The organism is Streptomyces sp. NPDC007205 (assembly GCF_040634095.1).
In the GTDB taxonomy this organism is placed as follows: Bacteria; Actinomycetota; Actinomycetes; order Streptomycetales; family Streptomycetaceae; genus Streptomyces.
In genome coordinates this window covers 63,894-85,790 of record NZ_JBEYEW010000014.1, presented here as the reverse complement: position 1 = coordinate 85,790, position 21,897 = coordinate 63,894, and the positions used below count along the sequence as shown (strand labels likewise).

At 71.7% G+C, this 21,897-nt stretch carries 18 protein-coding genes; 4 read left to right on the top strand and 14 right to left on the bottom strand.

Annotated features, from left to right (window positions below; translation table 11 throughout):
- Window positions 1–5: 5 nt before the first annotated feature.
- From ABZ624_RS23320 to ABZ624_RS23295, 6 genes are read right to left on the bottom strand one after another with little or no spacing between them, the layout of a single operon-like run.
- On the bottom strand, window positions 6–977 hold the full coding sequence (locus ABZ624_RS23320; protein ID WP_360092070.1) for an aldo/keto reductase: 972 nt from the start codon (window positions 975–977) through the stop codon (window positions 6–8).
- A complete protein-coding gene (locus ABZ624_RS23315) occupies window positions 974–1,729 on the bottom strand; it encodes an SDR family oxidoreductase (RefSeq protein ID WP_360092067.1) in 756 nt (251 codons plus the stop codon). Before ABZ624_RS23315 ends, ABZ624_RS23320 begins: the two co-directional genes overlap by 4 nt.
- Window positions 1,726–3,066, bottom strand: a complete 1,341-nt coding sequence (locus ABZ624_RS23310) for an L-fuconate dehydratase (protein ID WP_360092064.1) — start codon at window positions 3,064–3,066, stop codon at window positions 1,726–1,728. Before ABZ624_RS23310 ends, ABZ624_RS23315 begins: the two co-directional genes overlap by 4 nt.
- A gap of 32 nt (window positions 3,067–3,098) precedes the next feature.
- A complete protein-coding gene (locus ABZ624_RS23305; RefSeq protein WP_360092061.1) occupies window positions 3,099–4,127 on the bottom strand; it encodes an ABC transporter permease in 1,029 nt (342 codons plus the stop codon).
- Complete coding sequence (locus tag ABZ624_RS23300; protein WP_360092058.1) at window positions 4,120–5,613, bottom strand: sugar ABC transporter ATP-binding protein; 1,494 nt, start codon at window positions 5,611–5,613, stop codon at window positions 4,120–4,122. Before ABZ624_RS23300 ends, ABZ624_RS23305 begins: the two co-directional genes overlap by 8 nt.
- Window positions 5,610–6,674, bottom strand: a complete 1,065-nt coding sequence (locus ABZ624_RS23295; RefSeq protein ID WP_360092055.1) for a sugar ABC transporter substrate-binding protein — start codon at window positions 6,672–6,674, stop codon at window positions 5,610–5,612. Before ABZ624_RS23295 ends, ABZ624_RS23300 begins: the two co-directional genes overlap by 4 nt.
- 163 nt (window positions 6,675–6,837) lie before the next feature.
- Between ABZ624_RS23295 and ABZ624_RS23290 the strand changes: the two genes are divergently transcribed.
- Window positions 6,838–7,542 carry a FadR/GntR family transcriptional regulator gene (locus ABZ624_RS23290; protein ID WP_360092052.1) on the top strand — a complete coding sequence of 235 codons (705 nt, stop codon included), beginning with the start codon at window positions 6,838–6,840 and terminating at the stop codon, window positions 7,540–7,542.
- 513 nt (window positions 7,543–8,055) lie between these two features.
- Here the strand turns inward: ABZ624_RS23290 and ABZ624_RS23285 are convergent.
- Genes ABZ624_RS23285 through ABZ624_RS23260 form a run of 6 tightly spaced genes read right to left on the bottom strand, consistent with a single transcriptional unit; the run spans window position 8,056 to window position 17,467 of the window.
- A complete protein-coding gene (locus ABZ624_RS23285) occupies window positions 8,056–11,076 on the bottom strand; it encodes a glycoside hydrolase family 38 C-terminal domain-containing protein (RefSeq protein WP_360092049.1) in 3,021 nt (1,006 codons plus the stop codon).
- A 28-nt stretch (window positions 11,077–11,104) separates the two neighbouring features.
- Entirely contained in the window at window positions 11,105–13,102 is a 1,998-nt protein-coding gene (locus ABZ624_RS23280) for an endo-beta-N-acetylglucosaminidase (protein WP_360092046.1), read from the bottom strand.
- Entirely contained in the window at window positions 13,099–14,355 is a 1,257-nt protein-coding gene (locus ABZ624_RS23275) for a glycosyl hydrolase (protein WP_360092043.1), read from the bottom strand. The genes ABZ624_RS23280 and ABZ624_RS23275 overlap by 4 nt, the downstream gene beginning before the upstream one ends.
- 26 nt (window positions 14,356–14,381) lie before the next feature.
- The gene (locus ABZ624_RS23270) at window positions 14,382–15,287 is read right to left on the bottom strand and encodes a carbohydrate ABC transporter permease (protein ID WP_360092040.1); all 906 of its coding nucleotides are present in this window, start codon (window positions 15,285–15,287) and stop codon (window positions 14,382–14,384) included.
- A complete protein-coding gene (locus ABZ624_RS23265; RefSeq protein WP_360092037.1) occupies window positions 15,284–16,171 on the bottom strand; it encodes a sugar ABC transporter permease in 888 nt (295 codons plus the stop codon). The genes ABZ624_RS23270 and ABZ624_RS23265 overlap by 4 nt, the downstream gene beginning before the upstream one ends.
- A 6-nt stretch (window positions 16,172–16,177) precedes the next feature.
- Window positions 16,178–17,467: a sugar ABC transporter substrate-binding protein gene (locus tag ABZ624_RS23260; RefSeq protein WP_360092034.1), complete on the bottom strand. Its 1,290-nt coding sequence runs from the start codon at window positions 17,465–17,467 to the stop codon at window positions 16,178–16,180.
- Window positions 17,468–17,681: 214 nt separating this feature from the next.
- Here ABZ624_RS23260 and ABZ624_RS23255 point away from each other — a divergent pair, with 214 nt between their 5' ends.
- A complete protein-coding gene (locus ABZ624_RS23255; protein WP_360092031.1) occupies window positions 17,682–18,728 on the top strand; it encodes a LacI family DNA-binding transcriptional regulator in 1,047 nt (348 codons plus the stop codon).
- A 178-nt stretch (window positions 18,729–18,906) separates the two neighbouring features.
- Window positions 18,907–20,256: an amidase family protein gene (locus tag ABZ624_RS23250; protein WP_360092028.1), complete on the top strand. Its 1,350-nt coding sequence runs from the start codon at window positions 18,907–18,909 to the stop codon at window positions 20,254–20,256.
- A gap of 7 nt (window positions 20,257–20,263) precedes the next feature.
- On the opposite strand, the gene ABZ624_RS23245 is transcribed toward ABZ624_RS23250, so the two are convergent.
- Both ABZ624_RS23245 and ABZ624_RS23240 read right to left on the bottom strand, forming a co-directional pair.
- Window positions 20,264–20,749 carry a GNAT family N-acetyltransferase gene (locus ABZ624_RS23245; protein WP_360092025.1) on the bottom strand — a complete coding sequence of 162 codons (486 nt, stop codon included), beginning with the start codon at window positions 20,747–20,749 and terminating at the stop codon, window positions 20,264–20,266.
- Between the two features lie 61 nt (window positions 20,750–20,810).
- The gene (locus ABZ624_RS23240; RefSeq protein WP_360092022.1) at window positions 20,811–20,984 is read right to left on the bottom strand and encodes a hypothetical protein; all 174 of its coding nucleotides are present in this window, start codon (window positions 20,982–20,984) and stop codon (window positions 20,811–20,813) included.
- Between the two features lie 492 nt (window positions 20,985–21,476).
- On the opposite strand from ABZ624_RS23240, the gene ABZ624_RS23235 reads away from it, so the two are divergent.
- Window positions 21,477–21,848 carry a hypothetical protein gene (locus ABZ624_RS23235; protein ID WP_360092019.1) on the top strand — a complete coding sequence of 124 codons (372 nt, stop codon included), beginning with the start codon at window positions 21,477–21,479 and terminating at the stop codon, window positions 21,846–21,848.
- Window positions 21,849–21,897: the final 49 nt, after the last annotated feature.

Below are 21,897 nucleotides of genomic sequence, written 5' to 3'. Positions count from 1 at the left end.
GGTTCTCATGCGAGGCCCTCCTGTCGGGGCAGCAGTCCGGACTCCCGTAGCTCCTGCCAGAACTCCGGCGGGACCGGGGCGGCGAACTGGTCGGCGCAGTCGTGGACCTCGGCAGCGGAGCGGGGGCCGGGCAGGACGCAGGCGACGGCCGGGTGGGCGGCGGAGAAGGCCAGTGCGGCGGCGCGCAGGGTGGTGCCGTGCCGTTCGGCGACCGCCTTCATGCGCAGGGCGCGGTTCAGCGCCTCCGGTGGCGCCGGGGTGTAGTCGTACGTCGACTCGGGCCTCGGGTCCGCCAGCAGGCCCGAGTTGAAGACACCGCCGAGGACCACCGACACCCCGTGCTCGGCGGCCGTCGGCAGCAGTTCGGTCCCGGCGCTCTGGTCGAGCAGGGTGTGGCGGCCCGCGCACAGGACCACGTCCACGTCGGTGTCGCGGACGAACCGGGTGAGCATCCCGGTCTGGTTCATGCCCGCGCCGATCGCGCCGACGACGCCTTCGGCGCGCAGCTTCTCCAGGGCCGGGTAGCCCTCGCGGAACGCCTGCTCGGCGTGGTCGTCGGGATCGTGCAGGTAGACGACGTCGACCCGGTCCAGGCCGAGGCGGTTCAGGCTCGCCTCCAGGGTGCGGCGGATGCCGTCGGCGGTGAAGTCCCACACGCGGCGGTGGGTGGCGGGTACGGCGAAGCCGTGGGCGAGGTCGTCGCCCGTGCCGTCGGCCGGGCCGAGGCGGCGGCCGACCTTGGTGGAGACGGTGTAGTCGGCGCGGTCGTAGGCCCGCAGGGCCGCGCCGAGCCGGCGTTCGGACAGGCCGAGGCCGTAGTGCGGGGCCGTGTCGAAGTACCGGATGCCGCGCTGCCAGGCGGCGCGTACGGCGTCGTGGGCCTGCTCGTCGTCGAGCGGGGTGTAGAGGTTGCCGAGCGCGGCGGCGCCGAAGCCGAGCGGGGTGACCTCGACGCCGCTGTGGCCGAGCCTCCTCACTGGCCCACCGGCCGGAGCCTGAGGCCCTGCATGCCGCCGTCGACGGCGAGGGCGGTGCCGGTGGTGGCACCGGACAGGGGGCCGGCCAAGTAGGTGATGGCGGCCGCCACTTCGGCGGCGGAGACCAGCCGTCCGATGGGCTGGCGGGCCTGGAGGGCGGCGCGTTCGGCGGCCGGGTCCGGGGCCGCGTCCAGCAGCCGGCCGATCCACGGGGTGTCCACCGTGCCGGGGTTGACGCAGTTGACGCGGATGCCCTCGCGGACGTGGTCGGCGGCCATGGCGAGGGTCAGGGAGTACACGGCGCCCTTGGTGGCGCTGTACAGGGCGCGCCGGGGCAGTCCGGCGGTGGCCGCGATGGAGCAGGTGTTGACGATCGCGGCGTGGTCCGAGCGGCGCAGGTACGGCAGGGCGGCCCGGGCGGTGCGGACCATGCCGAGGACGTTGACGTCGAAGACGCGGAGCCACTCGGCGTCGTCGTTGTCCTCGACGGTGCCCTGGGCGCCGATCCCGGCGTTGTTGACCAGGATGTCCAGGCCGCCGAGGTCCTCGGCGGCGCGCTCGACGGCCGTGCGCACCGAGGTGTCGTCCGTGACGTCGGCGCGGTGGGCGAGGAGCGGCTTGTCGACGCCCGTCGGGTCCCGGTCGAGGACGGCGACCCGGGCGCCGCGGTGGGCGAGGAGGTCGGCGGTGGCCCGGCCGATGCCGGCCGCGCCGCCGGTGACCAGGGCCCTCAGGCCCTCGAAGTCGCTCATGCGGCCTGTCCCTTCCGGGTGTCGGGGTCGGCGGCCCAGCAGGTGCCGCCGGGGAACGTGTACCGCGCGATCGACTCCGGGCGCAGGGCGGCGGAGAAGCCTGGGGCGGTGGGCGCGGTGTAGTGGCCGTCGCGGATGACGACCGGGGTGACGAAGTGCTCGTGGAGGTGGTCGACGTACTCGATGACCCGGTCCTCGGTGGTGCCCGAGACCGCCAGGTAGTCGAACATCGACAGGTGCTGGACGAGTTCGCACAGGCCGACCCCGCCCGCGTGCGGGCAGACGGGGACGCCGAACTTGGCGGCGAGCAGCAGGATGGCGAGGTTCTCGTTGACGCCGGCGACGCGGGCGGCGTCGATCTGGACGATGTCGAGGGCGCCCGCCTGGAGCAGCTGCTTGAAGACGATCCGGTTGTGCGCGTGTTCGCCGGTGGCGACCTTCACCGGGGCCACGGCGCGGCGGATGGTGGCGTGGCCGAGGACGTCGTCGGGGCTGGTGGGCTCCTCGATCCAGTACGGGTCGAACTCGGCGAGGGCTCTGGTCCAGCGGATCGCCTCGTCCACGTTCCAGCGCTGGTTGGCGTCGACGGCGAGCCGGATGTCCGGTCCGACGACCGCGCGGGCGACCCGGCAGCGCCGGATGTCGTCGTCGAGGTCGGCGCCGACCTTCAGCTTGATCTGTGTGAAGCCGTCGGCGACGGCCTGCGCGGCGAGCCGGCCGAGCTTGTCGTCGTCGTAGCCGAGCCAGCCCGGGGAGGTGGTGTACGCGGGGTAGCCGCGCTCCAGGAGCCCTCTGCGGCGCTCTGCCGCTCCTTGCCGCCCCCGCCTCAGCAGACCGAGGGCCTCCTTCGGGGTGAGCGCGTCCGCGATGTACCGGAAGTCGATCTGCCGGACCAGCCACTCGGGTTCGGCGTCGGCGAGCAGCTGCCACAGGGGTTTGCCGGCCCGCCGGGCGGCCAGGTCCCAGACGGCGTTGACGACGGCCCCGACCGCCATGTGCATCACGCCCTTCTCGGGGCCGAGCCAGCGCAGCTGGCTGTCGCCGATCAGGTCCCGGTAGAGGGAGCCGGGGTCGGCACACAGCTCGGCCACGTCGCGGCCGAGCACATGGTCCCGCAGCGCGTCGATCGCGGCGACCTGGACGTCGTTGCCCCGCCCGATGGTGAAGACGAACCCGTGTCCCTCCTGCCCGTCGGCGGCGTCGGTGCGCAGCACGACGTAGGCCGCCGAGTAGTCGGGGTCCGGGTTCATCGCGTCGGAGCCGTCCCGCTCGCGCGAGGTGGGGAAGCGGATGTCGTGGGTGTCGACCGCGGTGACGCGGGCGGGGACCTGGGACACTGAGGTCCTTTCCGTGGGCGGGATGGAGTGGGTCAGTCCTGGGCGCGGCCCGTCGTCACGCGCGCGATCACGAGGGCGACGAGGATGATCCCGCCGTAGATGGCCTGGATCCAGAACGAGGGGACCTGGGCGAGGGTGAGCAGGTTCTGTACGACACCCAGGAGGAGGACGCCGGTCAGCGCGCCGGACATGGTGCCCTTGCCGCCGTCCAGGCTGATGCCGCCGATCACCGCCGCCGCGAACACGGTGAAGATCATGTTCTGGCCCTGGTTGGCGCTGATCGCACCGACGTAGCCGGTCTGCAGCAGGCCGCCGACGGAGGCGAGCACGCCCGCCACGACGTACACGCCGAGCATGACCCGGTCCACGCGGACCCCGGCCGCGCGGGCGGCGTCCGCGTTGCCGCCGATCGCGTACAGGGCGCGGCCGGTGCGGTGGTACTTCAGCACGAATCCGGCGACCGCGAAGGCGACGCCGGCGAGCCACACGGACAGCGGGACGTTCAGGAAGGTGGTGGTGGCCAGGGAGTAGAAGCCGTCGGGCATGCCGAACAGGGTCTTGCCCTTGGTGGCGCCGACCAGCAGGCCGCGCAGGACGATGAGCATCGCGAGCGTGACGATGAACGCGTTGAGCCGGAACTTCACCACGAGGACGCCGTTGAAGGCACCGATCACCGCGCCGGCCACCGGGATCGCGAGCAGGGCGAGCGCGGCCGGGAAGCCGGTGCCCCAGCCGGACTGGCTCGCGGGCAGTACCAGCAGGGCGCCGACGGCCGGTGCGATACCGACGACCGATTCCAGGGACAGGTCGAACTTTCCGGTGATCAGCACCAGGGACTCGGCGAGGACGACCATGGCGAGCGCGGCCGAGGCACCGAGGATCGAGATCAGGTTCCGCTCGGTCAGGAACGAGTCGTTGACCACCGCGCCGAGTACCATGAGCAGCAACAGGGCGGGGAACAGGGCGAGTTCGCGGGCGCGGCGGAGCAGTACGGTCCTGGCCGTGCGGGCGTCCGGGGTCTTCGTCGGCGCGAGCGGCGGGGCGGCCCGGGTGTCAGCCATGGTCAACTCCTTCGATGGAGGCGATCAGCTCGTGGTCGCGCCAGCCGGCCGGGTGCTCGGCGACGACACGGCCGTGGAAGAGGACGAGGACGCGGTCGCAGCGGCGCAGGTCGTCGAGTTCGTCGGAGACGACAAGAACAGCGGTGCCGTCGTCCCGGGCGCTGTCCATGCGGGCGAGCAGTGACTCCTTGGACTTCACGTCGACTCCGGCGGTGGGGTTGATCAGCACCAGTAGGCGCGGATCGGAGGCGAGGGCGCGGGCCATGACCACCTTCTGCGCGTTGCCGCCGGACAGGTCGGACACGGGCTGGTCGGGGCCCTCGGCGTGGATGTCGAGGCGGTCGATCAGCTCGGTGGCGAAGCGGCGCCTTGTGCCGGTGGCGACGAATCCGGCCCGGCCGAGCCGGTCCAGCACGCTCAGCGTGGCGTTGTCGCCGATGCTCATGCCGGACACCAGTCCCTGCTGGTGCCGGTCGCGCGGCACACAGCCGACACCGGCCCGCAGGGCGGCCCGTACGTCACCGAAGGGCAGCCGCTCACCGTCCAGGTGGGCGGTGCCCCCGGTGGGGGTGTGCAGTCCGGCGAAGGACTCGGCCAGCTCGGTCTTGCCGCTGCCGCTGGAGCCGGCGAGTCCGACCACCTCGCCGCGGCGGACGGTGAGTTCGACGTTCTGGTACGCCGGTGAGGTGAGCCCGTGTGCCTCCAGCAGCACGGGAGCGCCTGCGTCGGCTTTCCTGCCGGGTACGGCCTGCCCGGCGACGGACTCCCCGGCCATGGCCTCCACCAGCGCCGCCTTCGGCAGGTCGGCGACGGGGGCGGTGGTGATCCAGCGGGCGTCGCGCAGCACGGTGACCGTCTGGCAGACCTCGTACACCTCCTGGAGGTGGTGGGAGATGAACAGGAAGGTGACGCCGGAGTCCTGCAGGGAGCGCATCCGGGTGAAGAGCCGCTCGATCTCCCGGTTGTCGAGCTGGGCGGTGGGTTCGTCCAGCACGATGAACCGGGCGCCGAAGCTCAAGGCCCGCGCGATCTCGACCATGTGACGGTCCTCGACCCTGAGGTCGGCGGTGCGTGCCTCGGGGTCGACGCGCACGTCCCAGGTGGCGAGGAGTTCGGCGGCCTCGCGGCGCAGGCGGCGCCAGCTGATGATGCCGCGGCCGGTCGGCTGCCGGTTGAGGAACAGGTTCTCGGCGACCGTCAGCTCCGGCACGACCGTGGGTTTCTGGTAGACGCAGGCGACCTTGCGGCGCCAGGCGTCCCGGTCGGCGAGCGGCGGCGCGGGCTCGCCGTCGAAGCGGACGGTGCCCGCGTCCGGGGCCTGGAGCCCGGTGAGCACATGGACCAGGGTGGACTTGCCGGCGCCGTTACGGCCGACCAGGGCGTGTGACTCACCGGGCCGGACGGTGAGCCGGCCTTCGGCGAGCGCGAGGGTGGGGCCGTACCGTTTGACGATGCCCTCGGCTTGGACAAGCGGCGGCGTGGTCATTGGGCGGTGTTGCCCCACAGCTTGGGGTCGTCGACGTTGGCCTTGGTGATCAGGGGCGCGGGCAGCTGGTCCTCCAGGATCCCGCTGGGCAGCCTGACGATCGTGGAGCCGTGGTCGGTCGGGCCGGGCCTGAACGTCTTCCCGGCCATCGCCGCCTTGATGTAGTACAGGCCGTACCGGGCGTAGGCGTCGGCGGGCTGGGAGACCGTGGCGTCGATCAGGCCCTTGCGGATGGCGTCGAACTCCTGCGGGATGCCGTCGTTGGAGACGATGGCGATGTGACCCTTCCGTCCGGCCGGTTTCAGCATGTTCTTGGACTTCAGGGTCTGCAGGGTGGGTGCGAGATAGACGCCGCCGGCCTGCAGGTAGATGCCCTTGATGTCGGGGTTGGCGCCCAGGAGTGTGTCCAGCTTGGCGGCGGCGGTGTCGGACTCCCACTTGGCGGGGACCTCCAGCACCTCCAGCTTCGGGTACTTCTTCCTCACGCAGGAGCGGAAGGCCTGTGAGCGGTCGCGGCCGTTGACCGAGGCGAGGTCGCCCATGATCTGTACGACCTTGCCGCTGCCGACGTGCTGTCCGAGGTAGTCGCAGGCCTTCTCGCCGTAGGCCACGTTGTCGGCGCGCACCACCATGGCGACCTTGCCCTTGTCGGGGGCGACGTCCACGGCGACCACGGGGACACCCTTGCGCTCGGCCTGGTCCAGTCCGGCCTGGACGGCGGCGCTGTCCAGCGGGGCGACGACCAACCCCTTGACACCCTGGTTGAGTTCATTGCCGATGTCGGTGATCTGCTGCGAGGGGTCGCTGTTGGAGTTGACCGTCTTCAGCACCTCGACGCCCTCGGACGCCGCCATCTTGGGCACGTAGTCGTTGTACGACTGCCAGAACGGCGAGGTCAGCAGCGGGAGGATCACACCGACCCGGCCGGTGCCGCCGCTGCCCGCGCTCGCGGTGTCCTTGGTGCTGCCGCAGGCGGCGAGCAGAAGCGAGGCGCCTGCGGCCAGGGCCGTCGCGCCGATGATCCGGGACCTGCTGCGCTTCCTGACAGTGCTGGCGGGCATCTCGCGGCTCCTCGTCGAGGGTGTTCGAGCGGACGCCGCATACTTATCAGACCAATAAGCCGCGTCAACACCCTCGTGCAGGGAAAATCCCGGGGCTTATGGCGTAGTGGTCGGACCACTTGCCTGATTAGACTGCGGCACACCCGGCGGAGGGAGGAGTGGCGTGGACGAGGAAGAAGTGCCGCAGAAGGGCACGGTGACCCAGCGCGCCATCGAAGAGATCACGGCGATGATCGCCCAGGGCCGGCTGGAACCGGGCCAGCGGCTGCCCACCGAGCGGGATCTCGCGGCGCGGCTGGGCATCTCGCGCAGTTCGATGCGGGAGGCGATCCGCGCGCTGACCGTGATGGGCGTCCTGGAGGCCCGGCACGGCTCGGGGATCTACGTCACCGCACTGGAGGCCGGCGATCTGCTGGAGACCTTCGGGGTGGTCGCGGACCTGTCCCGGGGACCGCGACTGGTGGAGCTTCTGGAGGTGCGGCGCATCCTGGAGTCGACGGCGACCGCACTGGCCGCCGCGCGCATCACCGCCGACCAACTGGCCGCCGTCGGAAAGCACTTGGCGGCGATGAACGCCACCGACGACCCCGAGGAGATCCTCGCGCACGACCTCGCCTTCCACCGAGAGATCGCCGCCGCGGCGGGCAACGAGACCATGGCCGCGATCCTGGAGGGCCTGTCCTCGCGCACCTTCCGCGCCCGCGTCTGGCGCGGCTACCAGGAGGAGGGCGCCTTCACCCGCACCCGCCGCGAACACGCCGCCATCCACCGCGCCCTCACCGCCCGCGACCCGGAGGCGGCACGGGCGGCGGCAGCGGCCCATGTGGGCGAGGTGGAAGAGTGGCTACGGGCCCAGCTGGGACCCTGACCCGCCCCATGCAGTTGCTTTGACCGGGACCGTCAGCACTCTCCCTGCCCGGCGGACCCGCGGCCCCCGCGGCGAACCGCCACTCCGTCAGGGCACCGCAAGACTGTGTTCAGGCAGGTGGCTGGACCGCCGGCCACACCGGAGACTTCTGGAGGCTGGTGGCGCGGACTGCCGTTGGCTGCCCTGGACGGCACCACGCTCGGTCCCTCGGTCAGGGTCCCATCGAGGGCAGAGGGGGTTCCGGGCGCCCGCTCTGCTCTTCGGACCAGGCGCGCAGCTCGTTCGCGCCGAGCTCAGGTGCCGTGGTGCAGCCGCCTGGCCCGGTCGGAGGCCCGCGTGTAGAACGCCACATCCCTTCGGACGAGGGCCGGAAGGGGATCCGGCTCGGCGGCCCAGGAACTGTCGGGGACCCTTCTTCACCTCGTCGGCACATCATCGTGGCTGGGCCCGCGCCGGGGAAAGCCCCGAGGCGGGCAGGGACGGCCGCGCCGGGCGCCCTTGCCCGCCCCGGGTTCACGCCCTGCGCAGCCTCAGGGTCCTCAGCTCGAACGGCCGCAGTCGTACGGTGATCTGCCCGCCGTTCCGCACCGGCGGCTCGGCGTCGCCGTCCGGGCGCTCCAGCAGGTCCGTCACCGTGACGTCCGCGATCTCGAAGCCGGCCGTGAGGGTGGCCCGGGCACGGCCGCCGTGGGCCTCGTGGAAGCGGACCACCACGTCACCGCTGCCGTCGTCGGCGAGCTTGACCGCCGTGATCACGACGGCGTCGTTGTCGACGGTGAACAGCGGGGCGACCTCGTGGGCGCCGGTCAGATGCCGTTCGGGCAGATTGACGCGCCAGCCCTCGCGGACCGCGTCGGCGATCGAGGCGCCGGGGACCAGGGCGTGCCGGAAGCGGTGGACGCCCTGGTCGGTCTCGGGGTCGGGGAAGCGCGGGGCACGCAGGAGGGAGACACGGAGCGTGGTCGTCGTACCGCGGTCGCCTCCGGTGCGCACCGTGCGGGTCACGTCGTGGCCGTACGTCGAGTCGTTGACGACCGCCACGCCCCAGCCGGGTTCCTCCAGGTGGACGAAGCGGTGGTTGCACGCCTCGAACTTGGCCGCCTCCCAGGAGGTGTTGGTGTGCGTGGGCCGGAAGACATGCCCGAACTGGGTCTCGGAGGCGTAGCGTTCGGCGTGCAGGTCGAGCGGGAAGGCCAGCTTCAGGAACTTCTCCGTCTCGTGCCAGTCGACCTCCGTGTCCAGCACCAGGCGCCGCTCCCCCGGCGGCAGGGTCAGCACCTGGGTGACGCGGGAGTCGCCGAAGGAGCGGACGATCCGCACCGAGATCTCGTCCTCGCCGGCGCTCACCTCGTCCGCGTCCGTGAGGTCCGTGACCGTGTTCCGGTAGAACTCGTCCACGTCCCAGGCGTCCCACATGTTCGGGAGGTCGGGGTGCAGCTGGAGGAGGTTCGCGGCGGCGCCGGGGGCGATCGTTTCGCGGTCGGCCGCGATGTCGTGGGCGGAGACGACCAGGCCCCGGGCGTCGATCCCGATCCGCAGCAGGCCGTTGTCCAGAACGTGTCCGCCGTCCGGGCGCGGCGCGAGTGTCGTCGCGCCGTCCGTGTGCGGCGTCGCCGCTCCTCCGGCGGGCACGCCGGTGCGGGAGTGCGGGGCCGCGTTGAAGACGAGAGGGGTCGTGCCCCCGCCTGCCAGGGCGCGCTGGGCGGCTTCGGTGATCGCGTTCAGCTCGCCGGCAATCCGCTCGTACGTCGCCCGTGCCTCCCGGTGCACCCAGGCGATCGAGGAGCCGGGCAGGATGTCGTGGAACTGGTGCAGCAGGACCGTCTTCCAGATGCGGTCCAACTCCTCGTAGGGGTAGGGGAACCCGGTGCGTACGGCGGCGGTGGCCGCCCACAGTTCCGCCTCGCGGAGCAGGTGTTCGCTGCGCCGGTTGCCCTGCTTGGTCTTCGCCTGGCTGGTGAGGGTGGCGCGGTGCAGTTCGAGGTACAGCTCGCCGGCCCAGACCGGCGGTTCGGGGTACTCGGCCTCGGCCTTCTCGAAGAAGGCGCGGGGCGTTTCCCAGACCACGGTCGCCGAGCCTTCCAGGTCGCGCAGCCGGGCCGCCTTGGCGACCATCTCGCGGGTCGTGCCGCCGCCTCCGTCACCCCAGCCGGTGGGCGCGAGCGAGTGCCGGGCCCGGCCCTTGTCCCTGAAGTTCCTTGCCGCGTGGGCGATTTCGCCGCCCTTCATGGAGCAGTTGTAGGTGTCGACGGGCGGGAAGTGGGTGAAGATCCGGGTGCCGTCGATGCCCTCCCACCAGAAGGTGTGATGCGGGAACGTGTTCGTACGCGACCAGGAGATCTTCTGCGTCAGCAGCCACTTGGAGCCGGCCGCTCTGATGATCTGCGGCAGGCCCGCGGCGAAGCCGAAGGTGTCGGGCAGCCAGGCCTCCTCGTTGTCGATGCCGAACTCGTCGAGGAAGAACCGCTTGCCGTGCACGAACTGCCGGGCCATCGCCTCCGAACCCGGCATGTTGGTGTCCGACTCCACCCACATCCCGCCGGCCGGCACGAACCGCCCCTCGGAGACGGCCTTCTTCACCCGCGCCCACACCTCGGGCCGGTGTTCCTTCACCCATGCCCACTGCTGCGCCTGGGACATGGCGAAGACGAACTCCGGTTCGTCCTCGATCAGCGCGGTCATGTTGGAGGTCGTACGGGCCACCTTGCGCACCGTCTCGCGCAGCGGCCACAGCCACGCCGAGTCGATGTGCGCGTGCCCGACGGCGCTGATGCGGTGCGCGGACGGTACGGCGGGGGCCGACAGGACACCGGTGAGCCGCTCCCGGGCCCGGTCCGCCGTGCCGTTCACGTCCTGCAGGTCCACGGTGTCGAGGGCCCGCTCGACGGCGCGCAGGATGTCGTACCGGCGCGCGGAGTCCACGGGCAGCTCGGCCATCAGCTCGCCGAGCACCTCCAGGTCCATGACCAGCTGCCACACCGACTCGTCGAACACGGCCAGGTCCATGCGGGTGAGGGTGTACTGCGGCTCGTTGCCGGCCGTCTCCTTGTCGCCGAGCTTCGTGGGCAGGAAGGGGTGGTAGTCGAGGACGACCGGGTTGGAGGCGGCCTCGATGTGCAGGCGCACCTCCTCGCCGCCCTCGGCGGGCGCGCCGACGCGCACCCACTGGTTGCGCGGGTTCAGGCCCTTCACCGGGGTGCCGTCGGGCCGGTAGACCAGGCCCTCGCACTGGAATCCGGGCATGTTCTCGTCGAAGCCCAGGTCGAGCAGGGCCTCGACGGTCCTCCCGGCCCACGCCTCGGGCACGGTCCCGGTCACCCGGAACCAGCTGGTGCCCCAGGGAGCACCCCAGCGGGCGCCGGCCTCGATCGGTTCCGGCTCGGCGGCGAGTCCCTCCGCGACCGGCACGGGCTCGCCGGGCGCGTGCCACACCGCGACCCGCAGCGGCACGGATTCCGGATACACGGCGGGGCGGATGCGTTCGTCGAGGACGCGCCTGAGGCGGGCTTCCACCAGAGTGCGGTCGTCATGCATGCGGGGTGACCTCCAAGGCAGGGGATGGTTACCAGGTGTGGGTCACGGTCACGGGGGCCGACGATGTGTACAGCTCCCCCACGGCACGCAGTTCGAACCGCGCCGCCCGTTCGCCCTGTTCGGGCTGGAGGCCCGTGGCGAACCAGGCCTGCTGGCAGGTGCCGCCGAGGAAGCGACGGGTGCCGTCGGGCAGGAGCCGGTGCAGGGTGTAGTGGCGTACGCCGCCGGGGGACGGATGCCAGGCGAGGCGCAGGTTGCCGCCGGAGGCCGCGGTGATCCGCAGGCCGGAGGGGGCGGCCGGGGTCTGGGCCGCGTCCCGGACGGCGAGTCCGCCCAGCCGCCACCTCACGGGGCCGTCGGTCGCGGTGAGCCGCACACCGATCGCATGGACGGTCCCGGTCAGCCCGGTGAGCGGCACGCTCACGGTCTGCCATCCGTTGGCCGAATTCACAGGCAGATAGGTGTAGGGCGGTGTCACACCTGGTGAGCCCGGCTCGGCGGTCGCCACAGCCAGCTCGACGTTCACAGCACCCGCGTCCGTCCGGGACGTCAGCTCGACAACTGTGTTCACACCGATCGGCAGCCGGGTCGCGTACAGGTCCACCTCCACGGGTTGATCCAGTTCACCGTCCACCAGCACACTGCTCCCGCCCCGCCAGGCATCGGCGAAGTCGAAGGAGACCACCGGCCGCTTCCCCGCCGTGCGCACCACCCACCGCCGTGCGGGCAACCGGTCCTGGAGCCCGAGGTGGTTCCAGGCCGCGTCCGAGGTGACCGACCCCTCCTCGTACCAGCGCAGTCCGTGCCCGGTGTTGAACACGGTGGCGAACGGCAGCGCGGTCACCGTCGAACGGTCGGCGACCGACACCGCCGGCGCCCGCCACGGATCGCCGGCGTCCGGGCGGGACGGGTCCAGCGAACGCCCGGTCCAGAACCGGTCGTCGGCGGCGTGGAAGTCCTCGGGGGCGCGCTGGTCGGCGGGCAGGTGGTTGCGGGTCCACTCCGGCCGGTAGAAGCCGATCGAGGTGACGTGCGGCCGTCCGGCCGGCACGATCGCGTCCCAGTCCACGGAGGTACCGGACCCGTTCGACTCGACGTCGACGCCCGCCCACAACGCGTACCGGCTGCGGCCGAGCCGGCCCGCCTTCGCACCGGAGGCCGCGAGTGTGGCCGCGGTCCACCGGAAGTCCACGAACATGTCGTCGGCGGCCTGGAAGAACGCCTGGTTCTGGCTGTTCAGCGCGCCCTGCCAGCCGACGGTGCCGTTCAAGGTCATCGCGTCGTACCAGGTCACCCGCTGCCCCTCGGCCGCCGCGCGCGCCTTCAGCTCCTTGACGAAGCCGAGCATGGCCTGCCCCAGCGCGGTGTCCCCGCCGCCGGTCTCGGCGTTCAGGAACCAGCCGTCGAAGCCGTAGGCCGCGGCGACCGCGACGAGCTGCGCGGCGAGCGGGTGATGCCCCGCGGCGTCCTTCTGCACGAGGTCCCGGGTCCACTGCAACTGCCCGCCGTACGCCACCGGGGGCAGGAAGACGGTGCCCAGCACCGGGACGCCGTGCCGGTGGGCCGCGTCCACGACCGGCGCGTTGGGCGCGAGGATCAGGCCCTCGCCGGCCGAGCCGCCCCAGAAGACCAGCTCGTCCAGATAGGCCCAGTGGGTGAGGGCGTAGTAGTCGGCGGTGGCCGAACCCTGGGAAGGGTTGCTCGACGTCGGTGCGAACGACACCAGGGCCTGGATGCGGGCCCGGCCCGAGCGGGCGGTGGGGTTCGCCGGGACCGGGGTGAAGCGGGAGGCGAGCGGCACGGACGCGGCGTTGAAGGCGAGGTCGGGGTCGTCGGCCGCGCGCCAGCTCTTCAGACTGCGCCAGGTGATGCCGCTGCCCGGGCTGCCGGAGGGAAGCGAGTCCGGGTACCAGTAGCAGGTGTACGGCGGGGTGGCGGCGGCCTTGGGGCGGGCGGCTGCGAGGGCGGGCACGGGGAGCAGGGCGGCGGCGCCGGCGACGAGGACGGTGCGTCTGGCGGGGTTCACGTGCGGGTGCCTCCGTGTGGGGTGGGGAGTACCTGGTCGGGAGTGACGACTTCGGTGATGCCGCGCGCGGCGAGGTGGTCCTTGTCGGCCGCGCGGGTGTCGAGCACGGTGGTGGGGCGCGCGCCGTCGGCGACGAGCCGGAAGAAGGCGTCGAAGACGGCTCCGCCGGGGGCGCAGCGGGAACGGCGGCCCGGATCGTCGGGGACGACGAGGGCCGTGGTGCGTACGGCGGGGACCTCACGGGTACGGTGCGCCGCGTCGGCCAGCACGCGCGCAAGGTCCTTGGGCCGCCGGTCGTTGGTGAACAGTCCGAGCCCGTATTCGAGCGCGGGGAAATCGGCGAGGCCGCGTGAGACGTCGTGGGAGCACCACCAGGTGACGCCCCACAGGTCGGGGCAGTCGAGGGCGTGGGCGATGGTCGCCTCGGCGAAGGCGGCGGCGTGCTCGGCGGGCACGAGCGGGGCGGGTGCGCCGACCTCCTGCAGCCACACCGGCCGGTGGGGTGTGTCCGCCCAGGCCTTGCTGAGCTCGGCGAGGTAGGCGGCGTGGTGTTCGGCCGGTACGGAGGTACGGCCGTGCCGCTGGGCGGTGCCGTTGAACACCCAGGAGTGCACGGCGGTGACGTCACCGAGGCGGGCGGAGTGGCCGGGGGTGAAGGGCTGGTCGTCCTGGTACCAGGCGGCGTCGTAGGAGGCGTGCAGATGGAGCCGGCCCGGGGCGCCCTCGGCGCAGGCGGCCAGCATCCGAACGAGCCACCGCTCGGCCTCCTCGGCGGTGATGCGGTCGGGGTCGGGGTGGGGTCCCGCGGCGAACTGGTTGACCTCGTTGCCGACGGTCATGCCGAGGAAGCCCGGCCGGTCGGCGAGGGCCGCGGCGAGGGTGCACAGGTAGGCGGCCTGCCCCTCGACCACGTCGGGGTCGGTGAAGAGGTTGCGCCGGTGCCAGGTGCGTGTCCACGCGGGCAGGAAGTCGAAGCTGCTCAAGTGGCCCTGCAGACCGTCCACGTTGACGTCGAGGCCCCGTTCGGCGGCAGCGTCGGCGAGGGCCACGAGCTGCTCGACGGCGCGCGGGCGGATCAGGGTGCGGTTGGGCTGGAAGTAGGGCCACAGCGGGAAGACGCGGATGTGGTCGAGGCCGAGCGCGGCGATCGCGTCGAGGTCGGCGCGCACGGAGTCGAGGTCGAAGTCGAGCCAGTGGTGGAACCACCCGACGCTCGGGGTGTAGTTGACGCCGAAGCGCACGGCAGGAGGCATGGAGTGTCCTTGTGGCGTACGGATGGTCAGCCCTTGACGGCGCCCTCGCCGACCCCGCGGAAGAAGTACCGCTGGAGACAGGCGAACAGGGCGATGAGCGGGGCCACGGCGATCACGGTGCCGGCGGCGACCAGGCGTTCGTCGTTGGCAAAGGTGCCGTGCAGATAGTTGAGGCCGATGGTCAGGGTGAACCTGGACGGGTCGCTGAGCACGATCAGCGGCCACAGGAAGTCGTCCCAGGCGCCCATGAAGGCGAAGATCGCGACGACGGCCACCGTGCCCTTCACCGAGGGCAGGGCGACGCGCAGGAACCGCTGCCAGACGTTGGCACCGTCGACGTAGGCCGCCTCCTCGATCTCGTACGGCAGATTGCGGAAGGCGTTGCGCATCAGCAGCACGTTCATCGCGCCCACCGCGCCGGGCAGCACGACGCCGACGAGGGTGTTGTTCAGGCCGAGTTCGCGCATGGTGGTGAACTGGGCGATGACGATGCCCTCGACGGGCACGAGCATCGCCAGCACGAACACCAGCGTGGTCACGCGCCGGCCGCGGAAGCGCAGCCGGGCCAGGGCGTACCCGGCGAGCGCGGAGCCGACGCAGTTGGTGGCGACGTTGGCGGTGGCGACCTTCAGGGAGTTGAGGGCGTAGTCCCAGACGGGGATGGTGCCGGCGACCCGCGTGTAGTTGTGCAGGGTCGGGTGAGCGGGCAGGAAGCTCGGCGGTGAGCTGTAGATGTCCTCCGTCGGGCTCTTCAGGGAGGTGGCCAGCTGCCACAGGAACGGGCCGACGGTCAGCGCGAGGACGGCGAGGAGCAGCAGGTAGCGCCAGGCCAGCTCGCCGGCCCGGATTCGGCGGCCGTGCTGGTCGGTGACGCGCGGCTCCCGCTCCGGGGCGGGGGTCCGCACGGGCCGTACCTTCTCCAGGACGCTCACGACTCCTCCCTGCGGTCGGCGCGCAGCACGAGCAGCATCAGCGCGACGGTGACGGCGAACACGACGACCGAGAGCGCGGAGGCGTAGCCGACACGGCCGGTCAGGCCGGTGCCGGTGCGCTGGACGAGCATGACGAGGGTGGTGTCCTCGCCGGCCGGACCGCCGCTCGGGCCGGCCATCAGATACACCTCGGAGAACACCTTGAAGGCGGCGACCGAGGAGAGCGCGGCGACCAGCACCATGGTGGAGCGGACGGCGGGCACGGTGACCGAGAAGAAGCGGCGCACCGGTCCCGCGCCGTCCACGGCGGCGGCCTCGTGCAGTTCGCGCGGCACGTTCGAGAGCGCGGCCAGATAGATGATCATGTAGTAGCCGAGGCCCTTCCACACCGTGACGGCCATCGCGCTCAGCAGGAGCAGCCACTGGTCGCTGAGGAAGCCGATCCGGCCGATCCCGGCGGCCTCCAGCAGCGAGTTGACCAGGCCGCGTTCGTCCAGCAGCCACACCCAGATCAGTCCGACCACGACGATCGAGGCGACGACCGGGGTGTAGAAGGCGGAGCGGAAGAAGGTGATGCCGGGGATGTTCTTCTGCACCAGCAGGGCGAGCAGCAGCGGCAGTACCACCAGGGCGGGTACGACTCCGAGGATGTACAGCGTGCTGTTGCGCAGGCCGGTCCAGAACATGTCGTCGTGGAGCAGCTCGCGGAAGTTGGCGAGGCCCACGAAGTGGCCCGGGAGCAGGGTGCGGCGGTCGGTGAAGGAGTTCACCAGGGTGGAGACGAACGGGTAGAGCACGAAGCCGCCGGTGATCAGCAGCCCGGGTGCGGCGAACAGCCAGGGGCTGAACGGAAGCTGGCGCCTGATGCGGACAGGCGTGGCCATGGCCGGTCAGCCCTGCCGCAGGAGGCGGTCGGCGGCGTTGACAGCGTTGTCGAGGGCCTGCCTGGGGCTCTCCTTGCCCTGGAGCGCCTTGGCCACCTCGTTGCGCAGCGCGGTCTTCATCTGGTCGCTGAACAGCACCGGCGTGTAGTTGACGGCCGTCTTCAGGGACTTGGCGGCGGCGATGCGGACCCGGGTCTCGTCGGTGCCGTCCTCCTTGGTGAAGTAGGGATCGTTCAGGGAGCCCGCGGTGCTCGGGAAGATGGCGACCTTCTTGGCGAAGGACATCTGGTTCCGCGCGTCGGTGACGAAGTGTGCGAAGGCGACGGCGGCCGGGGGGTGTTTGGTGTGCGAGTTGACCATCACACCCATCACGTACATGTTGACGTGCCCGGTGCTGGTGATCTGGTCGGTGATGCCGATGTTCCGGTACAGGCTCGGCGCGTTCTTCCTGAAGTTGTCGAGGTCGAGGGCGCTGCCGGGGTTCATGGCGACGGCGCCGGTGAGGAACTTCTTGCCGGAGGACTCCGGGGTGGCGGTCAAGGCCTGTGGGTCGAGAGCCTTGGCGTCGTACAACTCCTTGTACCTGCCGAGGAGTTCGACACCCTTGGTGTCGTTGAAGGCGAACGCGGTGCCCTGCTTGTTCATCAGGGTGACGCCGTAGCGGCCGAAGTCCTCGATGGTGGGCACATTGGCGAGGGTGGCGACCTTGCCGCCGCTCTTCTTCGCCATCTGCAGGGCGTCGGCAAAGAGTTCGTCGTACGTCTTCGGCGGCCGGCCGGGATGGAGTCCGGCCTTGGTGAACAGGGCCTTGTTGTAGAAGAGCGGACCGGTGTTCAGGTACCAGGGGAAGGCGTACGTGCCGCTCATGCCCGGCACCTGGTGGCTGGCCCAGGCCCCGTCCAGGTACTCGGACCTGTACGTACCGGCCGTCTTGTCGAGGTCGAGGGCGAGGCCCGCCCTGGCGAGCGGGGCGACCAGGTCCGGGGAGACATTGACGACGTCGGGCAGGGTGCCGCCGCCGGCGTCGGCACTGAGCTTGTCCGGGTAGCCTTCGGCGGGCTGGTCGATCCATTTCACATGGGTGCCGGGGTACTTCTTCTCGAAGTCCGCGATGAGGCCCTCGAAGTACGGCTTGAAGTTCGCGCGCAGGTTCCAGGTCTGGAAGGTGATGTCGCCCTCGACCTTGCCCGAGGCGTCGGTCGAGCCGCCGTCGCCACCGTCCGGGCCGCAGGCGCTCAGCGGCAGGACGAGGACGAGAAAGGCGGCAGCGGCGAGGACTCTGCGGGATGTGGGCACGGTGACACGGCTCCCTTGCGGTGTCGGCGGCGGTGATGCCAGCGACCTTGCCCGGGCCGTTCGGAGAAAGTCAATGCACGGTTCCCAGCTAAAGAAATCCACTCTTCATTAGTCCAGGTGAAAGCCGTTCCGGTCGACATCTTGCCCCGGTCGCTAATGCGCTTTAGGGTCATCGCGCTCAAGCGCATTAGTTCTTGGTGGGACGGGGGATGACGTGGCGTCGAAGCGATCACCCGCGCGCCGGCCGACGATGAAGGACATCGCGCGCCGCGCCGGAGTCTCCGAGAGCGCGGTCTCCTTCGCCCTCAACGGCCGCCCGGGCGTCTCCGAGGGCACCCGCGCCCGGGTCCGCCGGGTCGCGGAGCAGCTGGGCTGGCGCCCCAGTACGGCGGCCCGCGCGCTCTCCGGTGAGGGCGCGGCCACGGTCGGCTTCGTCCTGGCCCGTCCGGCGCACACCCTGGGCGTCGACTCCTTCTTCCTGCAACTCGTCTCCGGCATCCAGGAAGTGCTCGCCGAGCGCCATCTGGGTCTCCTCTTCCAGGTGGCCGAGGACGTGGACGAGGAGTGCGCGGTCTACCGCCGCTGGTGGGCGGAGCACCGGGTGGACGGCGTGCTGGTGGTGGACCCGCGCGCCGAGGACCCGCGCCCCGGCGTGCTGGACGAACTGGGCCTGCCCGCCGTGGTCATCGGTGGCGCGTCCGATGTGCGTCACCGCGGTCTGTCCACGGTCTGGGCTGACGACGCGGGCGCGATGGCGTCCGTGGTGGACGAGTTGACGACCCTCGGCCATCGCCGGATCGTGCACATCGCGGGCCTGGCCGGCCTGGCGCACACCGAGCGCCGTATCGCCACCCTGCGCGCGGAGGCGGAGCGCCGGGGTCTGACCGAGGTCAGCTCGGTGACCACCGACTACTCCGACACGCAGGGAGCGGCCGTGACCCGCCGGGTGCTCGGCGGCTCCCCCGCCCCGACGGCGCTGATCTACGACAACGACGTGATGGCCGTCGCCGGCCTCGCCGCCGCGGCGGAACTCGGCTTCCGCGTCCCGCAGGACGTCTCGTTGGTCTCCTGGGAGGACTCGGCCCTGTGCCGCATGGTCACACCGCGGCTGTCCGCGCTCTCCCGCGACAGCGCCGAGTTCGGCCGGACGGCGGCACGGGAGCTGCTGGCGCTGCTCGACGGTGAGGCGGCGCGCGCGGCGGCGGTGCCGGTGCCGAGGCTGACGGGGCGCGGCAGTACGGGGACGGCACGGCAGGGATGAGAGACCGGACTTGTCAGCGGCTCGGTCGCGCTCATGCGGTGGCGCCCGCTGCCGCCGATCGGACGACCGGGGCGTGGGTGAGGACGGCCTCTCGACGTGGGGCGGCCGGGCCGTGCACAGTTCTCCCTGCGCCTTGATTCGTACCAGCGAGTAGCCGACGACCGACGAAGGAGTTCCCGTGGGTGACTGGGCCGGGCGGACCGCCGCCGAGATAGCCGCCGCCGTACGCGAGAAGCGGGTGACGCCCCGCGAGGTGGTGGCCGGGCACCTCGCGCGGATCGAGCGGCTCGACGGACGGATCGAGGCGTTCCGGAAGGTGCGCGCCGAGGCGGCGCTCGCCGAGGCCGACGAGGTGGCCTCCCGCGCCGATCTGGCCGAACTGCCGCTCGCAGGCGTGCCCGTGGCCGTGAAGGACAACCTCGCGGTGCGCGGCGAGTCCCACCGCGACGGCTCCGCCGCCACCCCCGACACCCCGGCCGCCGAGGACCATGTCACGGTGGCCCGGCTGCGGGCGGCCGGCGCGGTGGTGGTGGGCCTGACGAACGTGCCCGAGCTGTGTGTCTTCGGCACGACGGAGGGGCCGTACGGCACCGCCCGCAATCCATGGGACACCTCGCGTACGGCGGGCGGCTCCTCCGGCGGCGGCGCGGCCGCCGTGGCCGCTGGGCTCGTCCCCGTCGCGCTCGGCAACGACGGGATGGGCTCCCTGCGCATCCCGGCCGCGAACTGCGGACTCGTCACGCTGAAGCCGGGGCACGGTGTGGTGCCGGCCGGGATCGGCAACGGCGACTGGTTCGGCATGGCGGAGAACGGTCCGCTCGCCACCACGGTCGAGGATCTGCGGCTGATGCTGGACGTCCTGGCGGACGACGGCGTTCCGCGCACGGAGGAACCCGGAACCCTGCGGATCGCCGTTTCCCTGCGCAGCCCGCTCGCCGGAGTCGGCGTGAGCAGGCCGTACACGAGCGCGGTCCGGGAGGCGGCCGGAGTGCTGGCACGGGCCGGGCACTACGTACGGCGGGCCGAGCCGCCCTATCCCCTCTCGCTGGGGGCGACCGCGCTGCGGCACTGGACGGCGGGCACCGCGGTGGACGCCGAGGGCCTGGACCGGACGCGGCTGGCCCGGCGGACCCGGGTGCACGCGGCGGTGGGCCGGCGGTTCGTCCGCTCGGTGCGCACCGGGGACAGCCGAGAGCGGCTGCGCGCCCGGCTGACGCCCTTCTTCACCGAGTACGACGTCCTGCTCACCCCGGCGCTGGCCCGCCGGTCCCCTGCGGCGGGACCATGGCACGAACGCGGCTGGCTGCACAACGTCCTGGCCAACACCGCGTACTCCCCGTTCACCCCGCCCTGGAACCTGACCGGCTGGCCCGCGATGTCGGTCCCGTCCGGCGTCCTCCCCTCGGGCGCCCCCTGCGCCGTACAACTCGTGGGCCGTCCGGGTGCGGAGGCGGTCCTGCTGGAGCTGGCGGAGGAACTGGAGCGGCTGCGCCCTTGGCGGCGTACGGCACCGGTGACCGGCTCCTGAGTACCGGCTATTCGAGTGACCGGTACATGATGTGCAGGCCCACCCTGCCGTGCCGGGGGTGGTCGAAGGCCTCCGGGACCGTGCCGAGGACGGTGAAGCCGAGGGAGGTCCACAGGGCGACCGCGGGGTTCGTCTCGACCACGGCGTTGAAGACCATCGCGCGGTAGCCGTGGGCCCTGGCCTCGGCCAGGACGTGTCCGGCGAGGGCGCGGCCGATGCCCTCACCCGTGCGGTCCGGGTCGACCATGAAGCCCGCGTTGGCCACGCGGGCGGCGGGGCCGCCGTAGTTGGGGGTGAGGTAGGCCGAGCCGACCACGGTTCCGGCCGCGTCCTCGGCGACGTAGACGCGCTTGGCCGGGTGCATCCAGAGGGCGCGGGCGTCCTCCTCGGAGGTCTCCGGGTCCCAGGCGTAGGTTTCGGCGGCGGCGACGATGCGGTGCCAGAAAGGCCAGATCCGCGGCCAGTCCCCGGCCACGGCTTCTCTGATCAGCATGGGCGTGAGTCTGTCAGGTCACGCCCATGCGTGCGGCGATCGCGAAGGTCCGGCCCGGGGGTCAGTCCACGCTGGGCAGGATGTGGGGTTCGGCGAGGTCGTCCTCGTAGCCCGCGAGGCGGATCGGGGCCGAACGGGCCCACACATCGAGGCTGCCGAGCTCTCCGGGCCGCTTGCCCGCGCGCTCCGTGCGTTCCTTGGGGCGCTGTTCGCGATTCGTCTTCTCCGGTGTCACCGCGCACTCCTTATGTGTCGGTCACCCTCGAGGGCCTGCCGGACAACCTGTGCTTCGGCACTCGACGCCCGCTCGGGTCTGAATGGAAGGCCAGTTCTGACGCGGTGGCGCCGGTACGTCATGCAGAGCAGGCCGTTGTCAACCGGCTCACCCCGGGACGGACGTTGGGTGTGGGTGGGACCCCGTACTGCTGTCCGTCCCCTCCAGATTAACCAAATGAGCGACCTGCCGCTCGATAGGGAGTGCAAACAAGGTGTAACTATCGGACGCCGAATACCCCCTCAATGCCCCCCAATATGCAGCTATTTGGCACTGGACGCATCACACGACCAGCACGACGAATCACCCACTCGGCCCACACGTGCGAACACGCCTTCGAACCGGCTCGGCTTGCGGACCGGGTGCGGTGCAGTTCAAGTGCCGTTGGCCGGGCCGCAAGCTCGCCATGGTCTGCTCATGGCGGCAACGGCTGTCTCGCGGAAGGACTGACGCATGGAGCTGCGCAGTGTCGAGGAGCTGATGGATCTGCTGTACGCCGGCCGGCACCAGCACGCGCTGCGAACCGCCGCGCTGCTGCGCCGCAGCCGGCCCGCCGACAAGGAGCTCCAGGTGGCGGGGCTGGTCCAGGACATCGGCGCGACCGAGGCGGTGCGCTCACTGCTCGGGGAGCGGGTGTACCGGCTGGTGCGCGGGGACCGCGACCCCACCGCCCCCACCGCCCTCGCCGACGACGATCTGCTGCGGCTGCGCCAGGCCGGCGCGGAAAGCCGCACGGCGGGCTTCGACGCGGGTGTGCTGGAGGACTGGCGTACGGTGCTGGAACTGGTGGCGGCCCGGAACGCCAGGCTCGGCGCCGTCGACTGACCAGGGATGGCTGTCCCGGCCCGCGGCCGGCAGCTGACGGCGCGCCGCC